Below are 17,820 nucleotides of genomic sequence, written 5' to 3' on the forward strand. Positions count from 1 at the left end.
GTGATAATCTGGCGTGGCGCGAAACGTGTCGGAGCAATTGCTCGATGCTTTGCAAGGCTCGAAGGTGATTGGGCTGTCCGCGTCTCTCATATCGTGATTGGCGCTGTGATCGTGTACTTGGTTGGCACCGCTCTCGAAGCTGCGCAGCCTAAATACATGCAGGAGAGAGCTCCAACCTATCACGCCTTCATCTTCGGGAACGACGACTACGACTCGTTGCCTCAGATCAAGAGCGCCGCCCGCGATCTTGACCAAATGAGAGAGTACTTCACGAATGCTAAGTACCGGATCTGGGACATGGACGGCGCTGGCCGGTTCAGATCTGTCGATCAGTTCTACAAATATATGAAGGACGCGCTGGAAGCGATTCAGCCGGGAGACGTTGTCGTCCTCTATTACTCTGGACACGGGTTTCACTACGGCAGCCAGGACTGGCTTGTCCCTCTCGACTATCCGACGGGGACCGTCGACCAACAACTGCTGTTCAAACATGCGGTCGGGCTCAACGACATTATTGCCGGACTTGCCAAACGCCGCATCGACTACGCGGTCGCAATCATAGATGCATGCCGAACCCAACCCGCGTTCCCCTTCAAAGAGCAGGGTGGAACAACGGTCATTGGCGAGCCACGTCTGCCAGGATTCAGCTACACAGGACCGTCACTCATAGCCTGGAGCATCGGCGTTCCCACCTATACAGGCGGGTCAGCCATCGGCACGGATTCGGATGGCGAAATGAGCCTATATACCGGAATCCTACTCAAAGCCCTGAAAAAAAAGCCTCGTATCAGCGAACTGCAGACGGAACTGTCCATCGCTGTCCACCACCTCGTCGTCGAGGGAAAGATCCCTTCAGGTGCAATCGACCCCCGCTTCTTCAATTCGAGAGACTTCACGTTCGATACCAAGCAAGACCCCGCGACCGCCGACAAGCAAAAGCGCGAATGGCAAACTACGATGGCCGAACCGTCGAGGCTCAACGTGAGTGACTACCTCATCGGCAATCCAGGCAGCGTCTTCTCGTCGGCCGCATGGAAATACATCGACGACCATGCCGCGGAACCCGAGGACGCTAGCGGCAGCAGCCTGACTTCAGCCGATGCGATCGACAACTCGTTTCCCGAAGCGTTGCGGACCGGCAAGATGATAGCGATCGCAACGTCAGGATTTGACGTCAACTTCCCGAGGAACACGATCGGGCTCCCAGCGGTCAGTCCGTCACTTCTTGAGAACGCGATCGCCTATGTGGACCGAGCTGGCGATATCAACGAAGCATATGGCGCTCGATATCAGGCCAAGGGCTCCAAGCTGAATTTCGACATAGACATGATTGGGGCCGCCGGCGCGGTGGCCGTCAACACGGGTCAAATCTCCAGACCGGCTCCAAGTGTGTCTGCACCACCCACATTCACATTCGGCCGTTCGTCTTCAATCCAGATCGACAGTACCTTCTTCGAAGACAGCAGCGGGAAGCTATACGCGGAACTCACCCCGGGCCAGGAGACCGGTGGCGATCTGACATCGAGAGTTTGGGCTGATTTCAATTATCGCGGGGAAACCCAGCCCTCCTACAACATCTTGAACCGCGCTCTTCGCGAGGTCGTGCTTGACCAAACGGCGTTGGATAGCGACTCGATCGCCAAGATAACCAAAGACGTCATCCAATCGAGCAAGGACGTCTTGTGGGTGTCTATCGCTGTCGAATACCGGCCACCCGACCTTTCTGGATACCAAAAGCGAAGGATAGAAGCAGAAACCGGTGCGGTCGCAGCGGCCGTCAAACGCGATCTGGAGGACGCGCTGCAAATGGACCGGGTTGCCTTGGCGGAGGCACGGCTGCGTGCTCAGGACGCTCGGATCCAGCTTATAAAAGCAGGAATTTCCGGAAAGCGGATAACTTCAGTCAGTGCCGAGCCAGGGGAGGCGATTGGCAACGGCGTCCGCCTGCGGTTCTTCGGTACGCGTTAAAGGAGGGACTCACATGCCAAGATTTCTCGCGAGCCTGTTCGCCGCGTTGGCGTTAGCGATGTCCACGGCTGTCGCGTTGTCACAGGAAGCCAAGTACGCCGACATCTTGGAGGGAGAAGCCGCCAGACAAGGAGTACGTCCGGTTCCCTGTCCGCCCGACACAGCGGACTGCAGCGGCTCACTGGTACCCAAAATCATAAACGGCAGGCGTGCCGATCCCGGCATGTTTCCGTGGTCGGTTTCCATCGGCAAAGCCAATGCGACCAATTTTAGAGGGCACCAGTGCGGTGGCACTCTGATTAGCGATCGCTTTATCCTGTCGGCGGCCCATTGTTTTCCAGATACCGCCCAGCCCGAAAGCTTCCGCATCCAGATGGGAACGGTCGAACTTGGTGGCTACACGGACGCGGCCGTCGTAAAGAGGATCCTGATCCAAAAGCATTTCAACCGCGCGACAAACGAAGCGGATGTCGCGCTGCTGGAACTTGCCACTCCAATAGTGGAGAACACCTTTCTTGGATGGATACCGATCCAGGATCAAGCCGGGTTTGACAGCAGCGGGCACGAGAGCAGCGGCGACCGCCTTCAATACACGTTGACAGGTTTTGGCTACATCGGGCCTGGAAAAAGCCCCGTACGACTGCAGTTTTCCAGTGAGGTGCCCTCCCTAACCACCGCCGAATGCCATGAACTGAAAGTGTGGGACGACACGATTTTTGGAAACACCCTCAAGCCTGACATGATTTGTGCAGGCGACACCAACAACGTCGATGGCTCAGATGCGTGCAAGGGCGACAGTGGTGGCGGCTTGATCCTTCCACAATCCGCCGGGAAACCGGTTGTCGCGGGAATCGTTTCGCGTGGTGCCTTGCCCGACGGTTCGCTCGACTGCACACAGCAGCCCTTGAGGGTCGGTGTCTACACCCGCATCTCTGCTTACACCGCCGAGATCGCGGCTTGCATTGACGGCGATGGCTCCAAGTGTGAATTCGTGATCCCGGGACAACAGACCGGGGCGGTTCACTAGTAGACCTAAAGGTTGACCGAAGCAGGCAACGGCAGAGCTGATAAGCGCTTCGAAAACTAGCGGCGGTTGCTGTCTGGTCCGCAGTGGGCGCGGCGGGCCGCCACGGCAATCGGATAGGGTGTTCAAGGGCTGCTCCGCCCGCCGCGGCGAAGGTTCCCTTGCGGCGGCCGCTCGCAAGCGGCACACCAGCCCCTCCCAAGAGTGCTGGCTTTGCAAGCCATCCCTTGCGCAGGTCGGGTAAGGAATCGGACAGAAGGCTTGATGTTGACTTCAGGTCCGCGCGAGCGGCGAAGATTCGGTGCTACCCAGGCTCATGCCCGGGCTCAAACAGAAACCTGGATCCACATTGCTTGTCCGCCTTGAAGGCATTCGAACCATCGACCAGCCGATAATCGTCGTGCGGCATATCGTTGGTTAATGGAACCATAAAAAGACCGGCAGCCGGCTACCGATGCCCCCTGCCCGGCGCCGTCGCTGTTCTTCTTCGAGATCCGTAACATTCTGGCGATGTCAGAACGCCGTGGCCGGCTGCCTGCCGGCGGCGCGTTGGTCAATATGGAACGGGTGCGCCGGCTGCCGCTCGACGACGCCGGTATTGGTGGCGACAGTTATGTCCTGCTATTGACCGCCAATCATGGCTTGAGTGCCTATGATGCCGCCTATCTTACGCTTGCCCTCAACCGCAGCGTTGCGCTTGCCACACTCGATAGAAAACTGGCCACTGCTGCCCGAAAGGAAGGCGTGACGGTTCTCGGGCCATTCGCCCATGGCGACTAAGCGGCCAGTCGGCGACGCCGTCGATCGCCGTATCCACCAACTCGATACGATTGCCGCCGTGCTGCCTATGGAGCGCCGAGACGAGCTTGCCGAGCTTTTGACCGACCAAGACGTCGAAACTTTGCGGCATCTCGTCAATGGGGGCATGGGTGAAAACACGCTGCGGGCGCTGACATCGGATCTCGCTTATCTGCAGGCCTGGTCGCTGGTGGCAACCGGCAGATCCCTGCCCTGGCCGGCGCCGGAAGCCCTTCTTCTGAAATTCGTCGCCCACCATCTCTGGCAGCCCGAGCAGCGCGACATCGACTCTCACCACGGCATGCCGGCCGAGGTCGAGCAAAGCTTGCGCGACCAGCGCTTCCTTCGCTCCTCCGGCCCGCATGCCCCCGATACGGTGCGCCGGCGGCTTGCGAGCTGGTCGACGCTGACGAAATGGCGCGGGCTGAGCGGCGTCTTCTCGTCCCCTGCTCTCAAGTCGGCGATCCGGTTGGCAGTGCGTGCAACACCAAGGCCCCGAAAGCGCAAGAGCGCCAAGGCGGTGACCGGCGACGTGCTGGCCAAGCTGCTCGCGACCTGCAGTAACGACAGCCTTCGTGACATCCGCGACCGGGCGATTTTAATGGTTGCCTTCGCGTCCGGCGGTCGCCGGCGCAGCGAGATCGCGGGATTGCGCAGGGAGCAGCTCACCGCCGAGCCGGCTATCGCGGTCGAGAACGGCCCTGCCCTCCCCTCTCTCGCCATTCATCTCGGCCGTACGAAAACGAGCGGAGCGGACCACGACGAGGTCGTCTATCTCACCGGCCGACCAGTCGAGGCTTTAAATGCCTGGCTCGCGGCTGCCAAGATCGACACTGGCAGCATCTTCCGAAAAGTCGACCGATGGGGCAATCTCTCCCGTCGCCCGCTCGATCCGAAGGCGGTCAACGACATCGTCAAGCAGCGCGCCGCTCTGGCGGAGCTCGATCCTGCGGAATTTTCGGCGCACGGTCTGCGGTCAGGTTATCTTACCGAAGCAGCCAATCGCGGCATCCCACTGCCCGAGGCGATGGAGCAGTCGCGGCATCGATCGGTGCAGCAGGCGTCGAGCTATTACAACAACGCGACGCGGCGGAGTGGCAGGGCCACCCGAATGCTATGAATGCCCCGCCCGGCGGGTAGCAGGCCGCGCAACCGCCGATCGCCAGGCAGGCTATCGGCTACCTCTTCTCCCGCCTTCTGGCTAGAATGATCAAAGTGAGAATGACTTTTTCAAGCCCTCGGTAAATCGGCGATCCACATAGTGTGCGGACTTAGCATACGGACGATCAAGGAGATTAAAATTGCGTGGTGATCCGCCAAACGACAGAGAGCCTTTTCGGTATGTTAAATTCGCATGGGACGACTTGAGCAATTTGCCGCCGGTTGGAAAGCTCGACTATGGCCCTAAAGGCGGGGGTGCTTTCCGAATGTTCGAGGAGGGCACGATCGAAGGAACACACATACGTGCGTTTCCCGCGATAAAGAAAAAGGAAAATCTTCCGGCATTAGGGCAGTGCGTCTATTGTCATCGAAAGGCCGACGATAACGGGAAACCGCTTAAGCTGACGAGTGAGCATGTCATCCCCGAGTTTCTCGGTGTTGGACTAGAACTTCCGGCCGCGTCCTGCGCTGAATGCCAGAAGGCAACAGCTGACTTCGAATCTGCGATCGCAACATCCATGTTCGATCCCGTTCGAAAGATGCTTCTCCTGAAAGGAAAAGGTGGCGTCTTGGAGAAGACTAATTTTCCCCTCGACGTCGGCAGAGAAACCACGCGACATGAGTTCATACCGCTGCGGCACTATCCGACAATCTTGTTGATGCCCAACTTCTTTCCTGCAGCATCCTACAGCCGCAGATCCCCTTTATCTGACGATCTGTTCAACATCCTAATGTTCAACATCAACGCCGAGCCAGAGTATCTAAAACAATACGCACTCGAAGATTTTTCTACCCAGGCAATCGATCTCGTCCACTTCTCGCAGATGATCGCCAAGATCGCGCATGTTTACGGCACCCACCGGTTCGAAGCCTTTAGGCCCACTGTCGCTGATTTCGTGCGCACTACCTATCCTCCGGGAAGCCCCGTACTCGGTCACCTGGAGCACGTTGGTTGCCTATGGCAGCGCAAGCTACCCCCAACTGACAATCTTCATGAGATCGAGGTTGGAGCGATGCATTGGCAGGGCAAAGCAATGACCTGCATTCGGGTGCAGCTGTTTGCGGCGTACGGCATGCGGTCGTACTATGTGACGATTGGCGAATGAGATGAGGCAGGTCAGTAGCGCCTGTGGGCAGGCACTGTATCGGCCGATGGCGTTGCCCCCGAAGCCACCAGTGAGAGAAGCCTTCCCCGTTAAACTAGCAAGGTACTAGTCTAGCCTAGAAATGCACGTCGCCCTGCTTGGTTCTAAGCAGACCCGAGCTTGCGCTTCGAAAGCCGATGCTGAAGTCGCCCGATAGTCCGAGGGAAAACAGGTCGATCCCAGTCCAACCCGACTTGTTGTCGTGGCGGTAGGTCCTGACTTCTTTGCCGTTCTCGTCTGCAAAAACCCAGTCAAACGGACCGGCATTGACGAACTCCACGTCGACGCTTCTTGGTTTTACAAACACGCGCTTACCGTCGATCCACAGCTCGCTCGAAAATTCCCCTGCCCCAAAATGAAAATCGTCCATATCGTTCTCCTCCATTGCGACGCTCACGCTGCCTCACCGGGCACGACCTAAGATCCGACTTCGCGTGGCGTCACGGTGTCAACCATCACCACAAAGTGCGCAGCTGTATTCTGCTGGGTCTCGACGGCGCCAGCAACCGTGCTGGCCGATCGAGGTATGTGGTAGTAAGGCACGCCACCGACTTTGAGCGGCAACAGATTATCCAGATCGGCTCGCCGGAGCGGTCAGACTTAAACGACCTGCACTTCTGCTACGCAGCTCTTTCCCCGCCTTTTAGGCGGACAACGTACTCTTCAAAGAGGCGTCGCCAATCATCCATGCTCAAAGGAGAGTTTTTCATCGCTGCCAGCAGCGTCTTATTCTCTTCGAGGATGGTGCGGCTCGGGAAGGTCTCCCCAGACAACTTCAGGCACTCATCTAGAACTTTATCCTCGGTCCAAAATCCATGCGATTGCTTTCCGACTGGATAACCGAGTTCTTCAGCGAGCAACTCGCGCGGATATCGTTTTAGAGGGTTCTTGGCGCTGCCGATCTTGTGTGCGTCCAGATCACGATAAGTCGGAAATCGCCCCAGCTTTGCTGTCAATGCTGCGATCTCCTTTCGAACGTTATCTCGTGACCAAAATCCGTGTTCTCGCATGCTCTGCCCGGAAGCTCGATGGAATGTTTCTGTTCCAAGTTTTGCACGGATCTTCGAGATCAGTTCCGCTCTGCGATCCGCGTTCACGACCTCCTGAGGATGAACTTCTACAACCTCAAAGCCCGCTTCAATATACAGAGCGACTTTGGCTCTAAGCTTTTTGAAATAATCAAGGCTTCGCTGTGACTCGTTCTCGCGGGAATACATGATCACTTCGACAACGACGTTGCGAACGATGAAGTCAGGAAAAGCACGCCCGCGGGCGTGGGGAAATTTCTGGTGAATCAAGATCTCGTCAGGATCTACGCCTAGCTGAAGCATGATCCCCTCGTAAGCGGCAACTTCGCGGAAGGAATCTAGTGCGATCCCATTTGCCGTGACAGGTTCCTCTTTAAACTTCATCGTGGGGCATCTGACACGAACAGCCTCCTCGAATTTATGGAAGCTGCCGAACCGGGCCTCGATCATCGCCTTCAATGCGCCCTCGCCCATCTGACGAAGCTCAAACGGCCGTGGCCCAAAGTCGAAATGCGCGAACTTTTCCAGATACGATTGTACCACCGTCTCTGGTGTCCAGTAGCCGACCGGCTTTCGGTGTCTGTTGTCTGCCAGTCCGGCATTTCGGCCGATACGGTCGATGTCGGCAGCGCTTAGTAGACTCACGGCTCGATGGTAGCGGCTATTCCGCAGATCTTGATGGGTCGGTCGCCGATTTAGCTTTTTCCAAACCCGTCGGACCGCTTGTTCGCAACGAGCCTTCGTCCAGATGATCCTGGCAGTCGGTTCCAGAAAAGCCAGCGGCGCACAGATATTTCGGATTTGCTGAGCGCTGAGCTTTCCGGCAATGACGCCGCATTCATGTCTTCTGAGGTCACGATGGCTGGGACGACGGCCAAGCTTTTTCGCGACAGCTAGGATCGCACTGGTGATCTCGCCGGCAATCTTCGAACCGTCGGTCAACATTTCGTCGGTATATTTGAAGTTCTTCCTACCTGAATTGGTCATCACGGCCTCTCCACGCAACTAGCGTCAATGAGTTGGTAAAGACCTATTATTGACATTCGGTATCGCGAAATCAGCTCCGCTCCGTTACCACCTGCCCGTTCCACACCAGCGGCCAGGGATCCAGGGAAGCCCTTTGAAACCGACAGCGCAGTTCTCGGTCAGTCTCACCGATGTATGGGGCAGGGGACTTGCTCGCATAGAGCATCCGCCGCCCAACATCGAACCAACAAGCCAGACGGCAACTAAAGCGGCAGTCCTCCAAATTGTCTGTTTCATCCCGACCAGCCGGCCTTAGTCTCAAAGTTCGACCTTACGCCTTTCTAAGTAAGCCATCCCGTCGGGCGTCACGTCGAATACCAGTTGGGCAACCATCAATCATGGTGAGATCAGGCAAGGAGGTCGCCGAGACGGTACAGAGCTACCTGAACGCCATTGGGCTCCAGACGGAATTTAAGGTCTGGGAATGGGCGACCTATCAGAAAACGCTTTACCGCGCTGAGCAGGGTGGCACCGGCCGGGGTACGAATGCAGCGAACATGTGGTTGCTTGGAACAGGCGTTACCAACGCTGATTGGCGCCTGCGCCGAAAGTTCTTCTCGACCGACGGATCGAACCTGACCGGCTACAACAACGCCAAGGTCGACGCTCTTTTGAGCGGTGCGATGACCGACATGAACTACGAGAGCCGCATGAAGGCTTATGGTGAGGTCCAGACGATCGCCTGGACCAAGGAGCCGAACTCGATTGCCCTCTTCGATCAGGTGCAGTTGATCGGCATCGGGGCAGGGGTGAAGGGCGTGGAAGTCTTCGGCGACGAAATCGTCCTCCGTGACCAGGCGACCAAAGGCGCTGCCTAGACCTCAAAGCAGCCTCCAATAGACCGTCGCGGGTGACCTGCGACGATCGTCAGACCTGAACAAACGGGGCCGCCTTGACCGCCAATGGCGGAGCTATGACCATTCATCCCTGCCTAAATATCGACGGCCCGAGGCCACAGTTAAGAATAGATAGCTGACAATCAAATGCCAGCACTGCCTGTTTTCAGTGACGCCGCAGCTCCAAGCCTTATTTATGGAGGTTCCAGTCTTGCATATCACGTTGGGACGGACAGTTGACTTTGTTGTTCTTCCAGAGATACTTCCTCAACAAATTTAATCTCTCCGCGAGGGCCGAATATTGTTCACCAAATTTGATTTTTGGTCCCTTTTGGTCGGCATACTCGGCCTCGCCGTCGCTATTGTCAGCGCAGTGTTTGCCTATTACGCGAACATCTATAGCAAAGCTGCCAATTCGAATGCGCTGGCGACGGGCTTTGCAATCGAATCGAATTCAAATCTCACCTCGAACGAATGCCTGTCGTTCGCCAATCAGCTTGGCCCGGATTCCTACGGCGACTTGTTCCAGCAGCACAATGCCGAGATGACATACGCGGAATCCGCAGCGACTAAGGCATTGATCAGATGTCTGGGAAGTGGCCCAAGAGCGGCCCTGGCCCTTACAGCCGACGAAACGGCCAAGGTCAGATGGTCGATCTTCTCTAAACTGAACGCCTATGACGATGTTTTTGAAGGCCTGGCCGCCGGTACGGCCTTACCGGAAATCCTTTGTGATGACGTCGCATCGTTTCACCAGGAGAACGCCAAAGCCTTTGTCGAAAGGGCAAGCACCATGGCTAAACCCCCGCACCAAATACAGGGTTTCAATAAAGATTATTCCGTACTTGTCAGTGCCGCGAAAGGTGCCTTCTGCCCGCAATGAAATCTGTCCACTTCCTTGCCAGGGTACTCAAGTCTTTCTTGATCAGTATCAGAATCTTCTTCAACATGGCCTTCTTCCTTGACCGTAGCACTGTAAATTAGATGATCCTGCCACAGGCGCATGTCAAGTATGGCTAATATACAATTTTAAAAACCGGGGAGAAGCGACGCCGAGGCTACCCATTCGCTCACCGGAAACTCCCTGTCGTGAGGTTGGGATCGTCTTCGAAAGTGCCGGTCGGTTCCACTATATAAATCCGCCCCCGTCCATCACCAGCGGCCAGTTCTGCACCCCAAGTCGCGGCCTCGATCGTACTGGTGAAATAAACCCAGGACAGCGGCTTTGCCGTTGTGAAACTCGACTTGTACCCCATCTTGATCATATCGCCCGGCTTCAGATCGGCTTTCGTGCCATGCAAGAAGGGTTGGGCGGGTGTGTTGCTGTCGGCATGTGAGATAAATTTTTCCTTCTTCTGTCGAATCGACGGCGTTGTTAATGGCGGATTTGCCCCCCTTGCCGCAAGCCCCTCGACGCGTTGGAAGATCATAGTGGCAAGGCGCCAAGCGATAGCGCGCTCCCGTCATCCCAGATTGCCGCCTTGACATAAGCCGGCGCGCCGGCGCTGGTCGCACTCCGCGCGTAACCGCTCATCTGGCGGTCCGCGTCTTTTGCAACTCTGCGACGGGCAGGACGTTTCACCAAGCCATCACGCTCGCAACGGAACGCAAACGGGCGCAACCGCAAAGCACGAGGCTGAAATGCCGGATCGGGTACATGCAGAAGTGTTCGCTCTGTCCGATGCGTCTATATTCGCCACGGTCACCGGCAACGGGCCTCCGTTGCTGCTCTTGCATGGCTTTCCCGAAACACACCTCATGTGGCGAGACATTGCTCCATTGCTGGCGTCCAGATTCACCGTCGTCTGCGCCGATCTGAGGGGCTATGGCGCCAGCAGCTGTCCTTCGACTGTTTCCGACCCCTTGGCTATTCGACGCGTGCAATGGCGAAAGAGATGATCGAGCTGATGGCGAAGATCGGATTTGGTCACTTCATGGTCTGCGGCCACGACCGCGGCGGCCGTGTCACCTATCGAATGGCGCTCGATCATCCAGGCCCGGTCGAAAAGTTGGCAGTTCTCGATATTGTCCTGACCGACGACGCATGGAACCGTGCGGACGACCGTTTCGCTCTGGCATTCTGGCCTTGGAGCCTACTCGCGCGGTTGCCGCCATTGCCGGAACGGCTCATTGTCGGCGCGCCGAGGCTGTTATTGACCAGGCGCTTGAGGGTTGGGGTTCCTCGGCAACGGCTTTCCCGCCCGAGGTCAGACATGCCTACGTCCAGGCACTGTCTGACCCGGATCACGTCCACGCAATTTGCGAAGAATATCGCGCAGCAGCGTCTATCGATCGTGAGCACGATGCAGAAGATCGGATTGCGGATCGTAAAATTGAATGCCCGGTGCTGGCACTCTGGAGCGCGTCCGGTGCGCTGGCTGAGTGGTACGCGTCGGAAGGCGGCCCCCTGGCGCTTTGGCGTCAATGGAGCGACAAGGTGGAAGGCTGCGCTGTGCCGGGCGGCCACTTTTTTCCCGAAGAGCATCCAAGAGATACTGCGGAGACTTTGGCCCGATTTTTCGGAGGCTCTGGCACTGCCCTGTAACGGCTCCTTGGTCACTGCCCGAGAGTGAACACGCACTCGAGCTCGAGCCGACTATCATAAAACTCCAAACGTTCAATTGAGAAAGCGGCAAGGCTTGATGACTATGTGACGCCGTCTTTTTCGCGAGACGAAACTGACGGGTGCCGAATCTCCGGTCCAGCGAAAACTGCTAGCCCCGCTGGTAGACCATCTTGACGATTCCGCTGTCGAACGCCTCAACATCGACGCGTCTAAGGTTCATGCGAACATCCACCTCCTCGAACAACCGCGTCCCGCCGCCGAGCAGCACCGGGTGGACCAGGAGGTGAAACTCGTCTACGGCCCCCAGCTTCGTCAAGGTTTGCACAACCGTAGCACTGCCGAAGATGAGGATCGCCTTATCCGATCCCGCCTTTAGGGCGTCGAGAGCTCGCTGTTCGATGGAGGGCCATATCGTAGAGTTGCCCCAAGGCGCCTTTTGCAAGTCATGTGAGACGACGATGTGATGGGCGGCATTGATCATATCCGCATAGGGTCTTTCCCAATCCATCGCATGAGGGTTATTCGGTACCGCACTCCAGTATTGTGACAGCTGCTCGTAGGTCCGGCGACCACTGAGAATCGTATCGGCTTGCGCCATGAGTTCGGTTTCGTATTGCGCAAGGCGACCGTCGCCAAGGATCCAGTCAAGGGCACCATTCGGGCCGGCGATAAATCCGTCTAGACTGACCCAATTGCTGACGATAGATTTCTTCACTTGCAGTCTCCCTTATCTTGCAGTCTGCGAACCTGGATGAAGGCCGCGTTGATAGCGTGCCAGATTGATTGCGAGCTGCTTTAAAGAATTTCGAATACATCATACTCGACGCCACCAGGACGCCGGCCGCCTTTCGCAACCGCGACGATCTGGTTGAGCCAGGCGTGGTGTGGGGCGGCGGTCTCGAAATTGGGCGTTGTCCGGAGATAGTATTCGGAAGGATCAACCATTTCGCCGCGAGCGAGACGCTCATCGACAGCCTGGGACGAACGCCGGACGCCGCGATAGGTCATCAAGATCAGGCCGCCGTCATCGGCGACAAGCAACAGCCTTACATCTTGCTGAAACGTGCCGTCTGCGCGCGCCAGCAGCAGATCGGAGCCGATCAGCGGCGACACCTCTCCTTTCAGTCGCTCGCCTTGGAAATATCCACCGGAAACGGGAAAGATGCGGCGGCTTCCGGCCGGTGTCTGGCCAAGCTCAAGCGCCGGATGAAGAGTCAGGAACAATGTGAATAAGTGCCGAGATTGCAGGGACATGTCGGATCGCCTATGTTGGATCTAAACCCTACTTGAAGGCGCCGTAGCTCCAAAACGCGCATTGCTTGTGACCATCACAAGAAAAATTAGTCAAAAGAGAAGAGATCATGCGGTTGCCGTTGGAGTCTTTGCGCATATTCGAAGCGTGTGTTTCCACCGGTAGCTTCGCCCGTGCGGCCGAACAGTTATGCCTGACACCCGCGGCCGTCAGCCTTCGTATCCGCACATTGGAGGCCGAACTTGGCCAGCCGCTCTTCGAGCGAGCGGCTCGACCAGTTGTCCCAACGCCTGCCGCCGCTCTGCTGGCTGCCCGAGTTCGCACGGCGCTGGAGAACGTCGCCGGCGCGATCGACGAATTTCAAGCAACCACGCCACCACTCCGATTGACCGCGCCTCCGACATTCGCGTCCCGCTGGCTTGCGCCACGTCTGGCACGATATCCCTCCGCAGGAACATCCCCCATCGAGGTCGATGTCTCCGCAGATGTCCGCGATCCCAGTGCGTTCGACGTTGCCATAAGGACCGGTCGTGGAGGATGGCAAGGGCTTGAAGAATATCCGCTTGTCCCCGTTGAAGTGACGCCAATGCTGGCGCCCTCTCTATTGGCAACGCGGACCGTGATCCTGCCGGATGCGCTTGCCGATTTCGAGCTTTTGCCTCATCCGGATTGGCATGCGTGGTTCAGGGGCGCCCGGTGCGAGCTATCGCGGGCTCTGCGATTCGTGGCGATCGATTATCCTACGCACGAGTTGGACGCCAATGCGGCACTGGCCGGCGTCGGCGTGGCGCTGCTGTCGCCGGTGTTGTTTCGGCCGCTTCTGGAAAAGGGATTGCTGATCGCGCCGTTCTCTTACGTGCTGAGCGGGCCCGCCTGGCATTTTGCGCTGATGCGCGCCGACGATCCGCGTCTCGCGCCCAGGCAGCTCTGCGAATGGCTCCGCGAGCAGGCTCACGAGCCCGTCTGACGCAGATCATTTCCTTCGTTCCGCACGACGCTTCGCGCCCAGAACCTCGCCCAGGGTCACGCTGGCCGCTCGGGGAAGCGACCTCTGAGTAATCAAGGCGCTCAATTCTTCCGTCGATACCGGCCCGAAGCACCGTCCTGCGAAACCATAGTCCCAAGAAGTCCAAACACTCACCTGTCCAACGTGAAAAAATGTGGGCTCGCTCGGTGGGTACCGGACGAGCCATGGAGGCGATCACACGAACTGCACATTCGCTGGTTGGAAGCTCGCAACCGTCACGTTCTTGAGGATGATCTTGTCGTCCGCATCTGCCGTGATGACAACGTCGCTGCCCGATTGTGTGGAGGCCGCCAAGAGATGCGCCCAGTCGGCAAAGACCGAGCTATCGAGAGCGAGCACATCGTAGGCAGATCCGGAAGCGACAAAGCCCACGATCGTGTCTATGCCACCGTTGGCGCCATAGACGAACGTGTCCGCGGCCACGCCGCCGATCAAGATGTCGTCACCCCCGCCACCTGACAGCCGATTTGCACCGCTGCCGCCGGTGATGACGTTGTCGAGCGAATTGCCGGTTCCTGTAAACGCCGCTGTCCCGGTGTAGATGAGGTTTTCGACATTCGCCCCGAGTGTATAGCTCGCCAGCGAGGTCTTCACTGTGTCGGTCCCCTCGCCGGCATTCTCGACCACCAGGTCACCGACATTATCGACCACATAGATGTCATTTCCGGTGCCGCCTGTCAGCGTATCTGCGCCGGTTCCACCATCGAGCGTGTCATTGCCAGCCCCTCCGATGATCGCGTTCGCCGATGCGTTGCCCGTTGCCGCGAAGTCAGAAGACCCGGTGTGGACAAGGTTTTCGACATTCGTGAGCGAGGCCAGACTATAGCTGGCGAGCGCCGTCTTGATCGTATCGATCCCGGCGTTGGCAGCTTCGGTGGCCACATCGCTGACATTGTCGACGATGTAGGTATCATTGCCCGCACCCCCGACAAGCGTATCGCCGCCGGCTCCCCCATCAAGGACATCGTTGCCAACCCCACCCGTAATCATATTGGCAAGCTCGTTGCCCGTCCCCGTGAAGTCAGCAGTGCCCGTGTAGGTGAGGTTCTCGACGTTGCTGATGGCGACCAGCGAGTAGCTGGCAAGCGCCGTCTTGATCGTGTCGGTTCCGGCTCCGGCATTTTCGATGATGACGTCGTTCAGGCTGTCGACGATGAACGTGTCATTGCCGTAGCCCCCCATCAAGGTATCGTCGCCGGCACCGCCCTCCAGGATGTTGGCACCGTCACCACCTCTGATGACGTTGTTTAACGCGTTCCCGGTACCCGTAAATGCTGCCGTTCCTGTATAGGTCAGGTTTTCAACATTGGTGACATTTGCCAATGAGTAAGTCGCGAGCGTCGTAAAGATCGTATCGCTTCCCTCCCCGGCATTCTCCGTCACCACATCACCGGCATTGTCGACCACATAGTCATCGTCGCCGATGCCGCCGATCAGGTGATCGGCGCCTGTTCCACCATCGAGGAAATCATCACCGCCGCCGCCGACAAGCGTGTCGGCGCCCGCGCCGCCCGTCAGGGTGTTGCTGAGCTCATTCCCCGTTCCTGTGAAGGCGGCAGTCCCGGTATAGGTGAGGAACTCGACATTCGCCCCGAGGGTATAGCTCGCAAGCGATGTCTTGATGGTGTCCATGCCCTCGCCGATGTTCTCGACGACGATGTCACCGGCATTGTCGACGACATAGGTGTCGTCACCGGTGCCACCGATCAGCGTGTCGGCGCCTGCTCCGCCGTCAAGAGTGTCATTGCCGGACCCGCCTGTGATGACGTTCGCCGACGCGTTGCCTGTGCCGGTGAAGGCGGCCGTGCCGGTATAGGTGAGGTTCTCGACATTGGCGAGCGAGGCCAGCGAATAGGTCGCGAGGTTCGTCCTGATCGTGTCGGTGCCCTCGCCGGCATTCTCGGTGACAACATCGCTGGCATTGTCGACGATATAAATATCGTCGCCGGTGCCGCCGACCAGGTGGTCGGCGCCAACCCCGCCGTCGAGCGTGTCGTTGCCGGCGCCACCGGTCAGCGTGTCTGCGCCTGCACCACCCGTGATCATGTTGTCGAGGCCGTTGCCGGTCCCGGCAAAGGCTGCAGCACCCGTATAGACCAGGTTCTCGACATTGGCAGCCAGCGTGTAGGAGGCAAGCGCGGTCCTGACCGTGTCGGTGCCCTCGCCGGCATTCTCGGTGACCACATCGCCGGCATTGTCGACGATGTAGGTGTCGTTGCCGAGACCGCCTGCCAGGTGATCGGCGCCGGTCCCGCCGGTGATGACGTTGTCGAGACCATTGCCCGTGCCGGTGAAGGCGGCCGTGCCGGTATAGGTCAGGTTCTCGACATTGGCGCCAAGCGTGTAGGTGGTCAGTGAGGTCTTGACCGTATCGATGCCCTCGCCGGCATTCTCGGAGACGACATCGCCGGCATTGTCGACGATATAGGTGTCGTCGCCCAAGCCGCCGATCAGTGTATCGGCACCTGCCCCACCGTCGAGCGTATCATTGCCGGCGCCGCCTGAGAGCGTATCGGCAGCGGCCCCACCCGTGATCGCATTGTCGAGTTCGTTGCCCGTGCCGGCAAAGGCCGACGACCCGGTGTAGGTGAGGTTCTCGACATTGGCGCCGAGCGTATAGGCGGCAAGCACCGTCTTGACGAGGTCGGTTCCGCCGCCGGCCGCTTCGACGACCACATCGGCGATATCGTCGATGACATAGGTGTCGTTGCCAGCACCGCCCGAGAGCGTATCGGCTCCTGCTCCGCCATCGAGTGTGTCGTTGCCCGAACTGCCAGTGATGACGTTGGCCGACGCGTTGCCGGTGCCGGTGAAGGCCGCCGTGCCGGTGTAGGTCAGGTTCTCGACATTGCCAAGCGTGGCCAGCGAATAGGTCGCCAGGCCCGTCCTGATCGTGTCGGTGCCCTCGCCGGCATTCTCGGTGATCACATCGCTGGCATTATCGACGATGTAGGTATCGTCGCCCGTGCCGCCGATCAGGTGGTCGGCGCCAGCGCCGCCATCAAGCGTGTCATTGCCGGCGGCGCCCGAAAGCGTATCGGCATTCACACCGCCCGTGATGGCATTATCAAGCGCATTACCCGTGCCGGCAAAGACTGCTGTTCCGGTCCCTGTATAGACGAGATTCTCGACATTGGCGGCCAGCGTATAGCTTGCGAGTGCCGTCTTGACCGTATCGGTGCCCTCCCCGGCATTCTCGGTAATCACGTCCCCGGCATTGTCGACGAGGTAGGTGTCGTCGCCGGTGCCGCCGATCAGCGTGTCGGCGCCAGCGCCACCGTCGAGCGTGTCGTTGCCGGATCCGCCTGATATGGCGTTGGCCGAGGCATTGCCGGTGCCGGTGAAGGCAACCGTGCCCGTATAGGTCAGGTTCTCGACATTGGCGAGTGCTGCCAGCGAGTAGCTGGCAAGTGCCGTCTCGATCGTGTCGGTGCCGGCACTTGCGGCTTCCGTCACCACGTCGCCTGTATTGTCGACGATATAGATGTCATTGCCCGCTCCGCCGACCAGCGTGTCGGCGCCTGCGCCGCCGTCGAGGATGTCGTTGCCGGCGCCGCCGGTGATGACGTTGACCGCGGCATTGCCCGACCCGGTGAAGTCGCCCGTGCCGGTGAAGGTCAGGTTCTCGACATTGGCGAGCGACGCCAACGAATAGCTGTTCAGCACCGTCTTGATCGTGTCGGTGCCGGCGCCGGCTGCTTCCACCACCACGTCGCCTGCGTTGTCGACGACATAGATGTCGTTGCCAGCCCCGCCTGTCAGCGTGTCCGCACCCGCTCCACCGTCGATCGTATCGGCGCCTGCCCCGCCGGTGATCGCGTTGGCCAGTTCGTTGCCGGTGCCGGCAAAGGCCGCCGTCCCGGTAGAGACGAGGTTCTCGACATTGGCGCCAAGCGTGTAGGCGGCCAGCGCCGTCTTCACCGTGTCGGTGCCCTCGCCGGCATTCTCCGTCACCACATCGCCAGCATTGTCGATGACATAGGTGTCGT

14 protein-coding genes and 1 pseudogene are annotated in these 17,820 nt (G+C 58.5%); 9 read left to right on the top strand and 6 right to left on the bottom strand.

Annotated features, from left to right (window positions below; translation table 11 throughout):
* The 5 genes from ATY77_RS32220 to ATY77_RS32240 all read left to right on the top strand — a co-directional run bounded on the left by ATY77_RS32220 (position 1) and on the right by ATY77_RS32240 (position 6,057).
* Positions 1-1,968 (top strand): caspase family protein, encoded by a 1,968-nt coding sequence (locus tag ATY77_RS32220; RefSeq protein ID WP_245314419.1) that lies wholly within the window; start codon positions 1-3, stop codon positions 1,966-1,968.
* Between the two features lie 13 nt (positions 1,969-1,981).
* Entirely contained in the window at positions 1,982-2,995 is a 1,014-nt protein-coding gene (locus ATY77_RS32225; protein ID WP_088690458.1) for a serine protease, read from the top strand.
* 507 nt (positions 2,996-3,502) lie between these two features.
* Positions 3,503-3,772, top strand: coding sequence for a type II toxin-antitoxin system VapC family toxin (locus ATY77_RS32230; RefSeq protein ID WP_190237727.1), 270 nt, complete (start codon positions 3,503-3,505; stop codon positions 3,770-3,772).
* Complete coding sequence (locus ATY77_RS32235; RefSeq protein ID WP_088690459.1) at positions 3,762-4,910, top strand: site-specific integrase; 1,149 nt, start codon at positions 3,762-3,764, stop codon at positions 4,908-4,910. The genes ATY77_RS32230 and ATY77_RS32235 overlap by 11 nt, the downstream gene beginning before the upstream one ends.
* 181 nt (positions 4,911-5,091) lie before the next feature.
* Positions 5,092-6,057 (top strand): hypothetical protein, encoded by a 966-nt coding sequence (locus ATY77_RS32240; protein WP_088690460.1) that lies wholly within the window; start codon positions 5,092-5,094, stop codon positions 6,055-6,057.
* Between the two features lie 115 nt (positions 6,058-6,172).
* On the opposite strand, the gene ATY77_RS32245 is transcribed toward ATY77_RS32240, so the two are convergent.
* Positions 6,173-6,466, bottom strand: a complete 294-nt coding sequence (locus ATY77_RS32245) for a hypothetical protein (RefSeq protein WP_088690461.1) — start codon at positions 6,464-6,466, stop codon at positions 6,173-6,175.
* 250 nt (positions 6,467-6,716) lie between these two features.
* The gene (locus tag ATY77_RS32250) at positions 6,717-8,111 is read right to left on the bottom strand and encodes a hypothetical protein (protein ID WP_088690462.1); all 1,395 of its coding nucleotides are present in this window, start codon (positions 8,109-8,111) and stop codon (positions 6,717-6,719) included.
* 377 nt (positions 8,112-8,488) lie between these two features.
* Between ATY77_RS32250 and ATY77_RS32255 the strand changes: the two genes are divergently transcribed.
* Both ATY77_RS32255 and ATY77_RS32260 read left to right on the top strand, forming a co-directional pair.
* Positions 8,489-8,968 carry a hypothetical protein gene (locus ATY77_RS32255; RefSeq protein ID WP_088690463.1) on the top strand — a complete coding sequence of 160 codons (480 nt, stop codon included), beginning with the start codon at positions 8,489-8,491 and terminating at the stop codon, positions 8,966-8,968.
* Between the two features lie 319 nt (positions 8,969-9,287).
* A complete protein-coding gene (locus ATY77_RS32260; protein WP_088690464.1) occupies positions 9,288-9,869 on the top strand; it encodes a hypothetical protein in 582 nt (193 codons plus the stop codon).
* A 187-nt stretch (positions 9,870-10,056) separates the two neighbouring features.
* Here the strand turns inward: ATY77_RS32260 and ATY77_RS32265 are convergent, their stop codons facing one another.
* Positions 10,057-10,416: an NAD(+)--rifampin ADP-ribosyltransferase gene (locus ATY77_RS32265; protein ID WP_141103984.1), complete on the bottom strand. Its 360-nt coding sequence runs from the start codon at positions 10,414-10,416 to the stop codon at positions 10,057-10,059.
* A 211-nt stretch (positions 10,417-10,627) separates the two neighbouring features.
* Here ATY77_RS32265 and ATY77_RS32270 point away from each other — a divergent pair.
* Positions 10,628-11,531: pseudogene (locus ATY77_RS32270) on the top strand (alpha/beta hydrolase).
* A gap of 169 nt (positions 11,532-11,700) precedes the next feature.
* On the opposite strand, the gene ATY77_RS32275 reads toward ATY77_RS32270, so the two are convergent.
* Both ATY77_RS32275 and ATY77_RS32280 read right to left on the bottom strand, forming a co-directional pair.
* On the bottom strand, positions 11,701-12,267 hold the full coding sequence (locus ATY77_RS32275; RefSeq protein ID WP_088690465.1) for a dihydrofolate reductase family protein: 567 nt from the start codon (positions 12,265-12,267) through the stop codon (positions 11,701-11,703).
* Positions 12,268-12,347: 80 nt separating this feature from the next.
* Entirely contained in the window at positions 12,348-12,806 is a 459-nt protein-coding gene (locus tag ATY77_RS32280) for a DUF3237 domain-containing protein (RefSeq protein WP_088690466.1), read from the bottom strand.
* Positions 12,807-12,913: 107 nt separating this feature from the next.
* Between ATY77_RS32280 and ATY77_RS32285 the strand changes: the two genes are divergently transcribed.
* Positions 12,914-13,771: a LysR family transcriptional regulator gene (locus ATY77_RS32285; protein WP_088690467.1), complete on the top strand. Its 858-nt coding sequence runs from the start codon at positions 12,914-12,916 to the stop codon at positions 13,769-13,771.
* Positions 13,772-14,005: 234 nt separating this feature from the next.
* Here the strand turns inward: ATY77_RS32285 and ATY77_RS33490 are convergent.
* On the bottom strand, positions 14,006-17,820 hold a 3,815-nt coding region (locus ATY77_RS33490), incomplete at its 5' end, for a calcium-binding protein (RefSeq protein ID WP_141103985.1).

It is taken from the genome of Rhizobium sp. R634 (genome assembly GCF_002211305.1).
In the GTDB taxonomy this organism is placed as follows: Bacteria; Pseudomonadota; Alphaproteobacteria; order Rhizobiales; family Rhizobiaceae; genus Rhizobium.

Excerpts from the sequence above, each read along its gene's own strand:
- ATY77_RS32225 (WP_088690458.1), top strand. The coding sequence starts at position 1,982 with ATGCCAAGATTTCTCGCGAGCCTGTTCGCCGCGTTGGCGTTAGCGATG.
- ATY77_RS32230 (WP_190237727.1), top strand. The coding sequence starts at position 3,503 with ATGTCAGAACGCCGTGGCCGGCTGCCTGCCGGCGGCGCGTTGGTCAAT.
- ATY77_RS32235 (WP_088690459.1), top strand. The coding sequence starts at position 3,762 with ATGGCGACTAAGCGGCCAGTCGGCGACGCCGTCGATCGCCGTATCCAC.
- ATY77_RS32245 (WP_088690461.1), bottom strand. The coding sequence starts at position 6,466 with ATGGACGATTTTCATTTTGGGGCAGGGGAATTTTCGAGCGAGCTGTGG.
- ATY77_RS32250 (WP_088690462.1), bottom strand. The coding sequence starts at position 8,111 with ATGACCAATTCAGGTAGGAAGAACTTCAAATATACCGACGAAATGTTG.
- ATY77_RS32255 (WP_088690463.1), top strand. The coding sequence starts at position 8,489 with ATGGTGAGATCAGGCAAGGAGGTCGCCGAGACGGTACAGAGCTACCTG.
- ATY77_RS32265 (WP_141103984.1), bottom strand. The coding sequence starts at position 10,416 with ATGATCTTCCAACGCGTCGAGGGGCTTGCGGCAAGGGGGGCAAATCCG.
- ATY77_RS32280 (WP_088690466.1), bottom strand. The coding sequence starts at position 12,806 with ATGTCCCTGCAATCTCGGCACTTATTCACATTGTTCCTGACTCTTCAT.
- ATY77_RS32285 (WP_088690467.1), top strand. The coding sequence starts at position 12,914 with ATGCGGTTGCCGTTGGAGTCTTTGCGCATATTCGAAGCGTGTGTTTCC.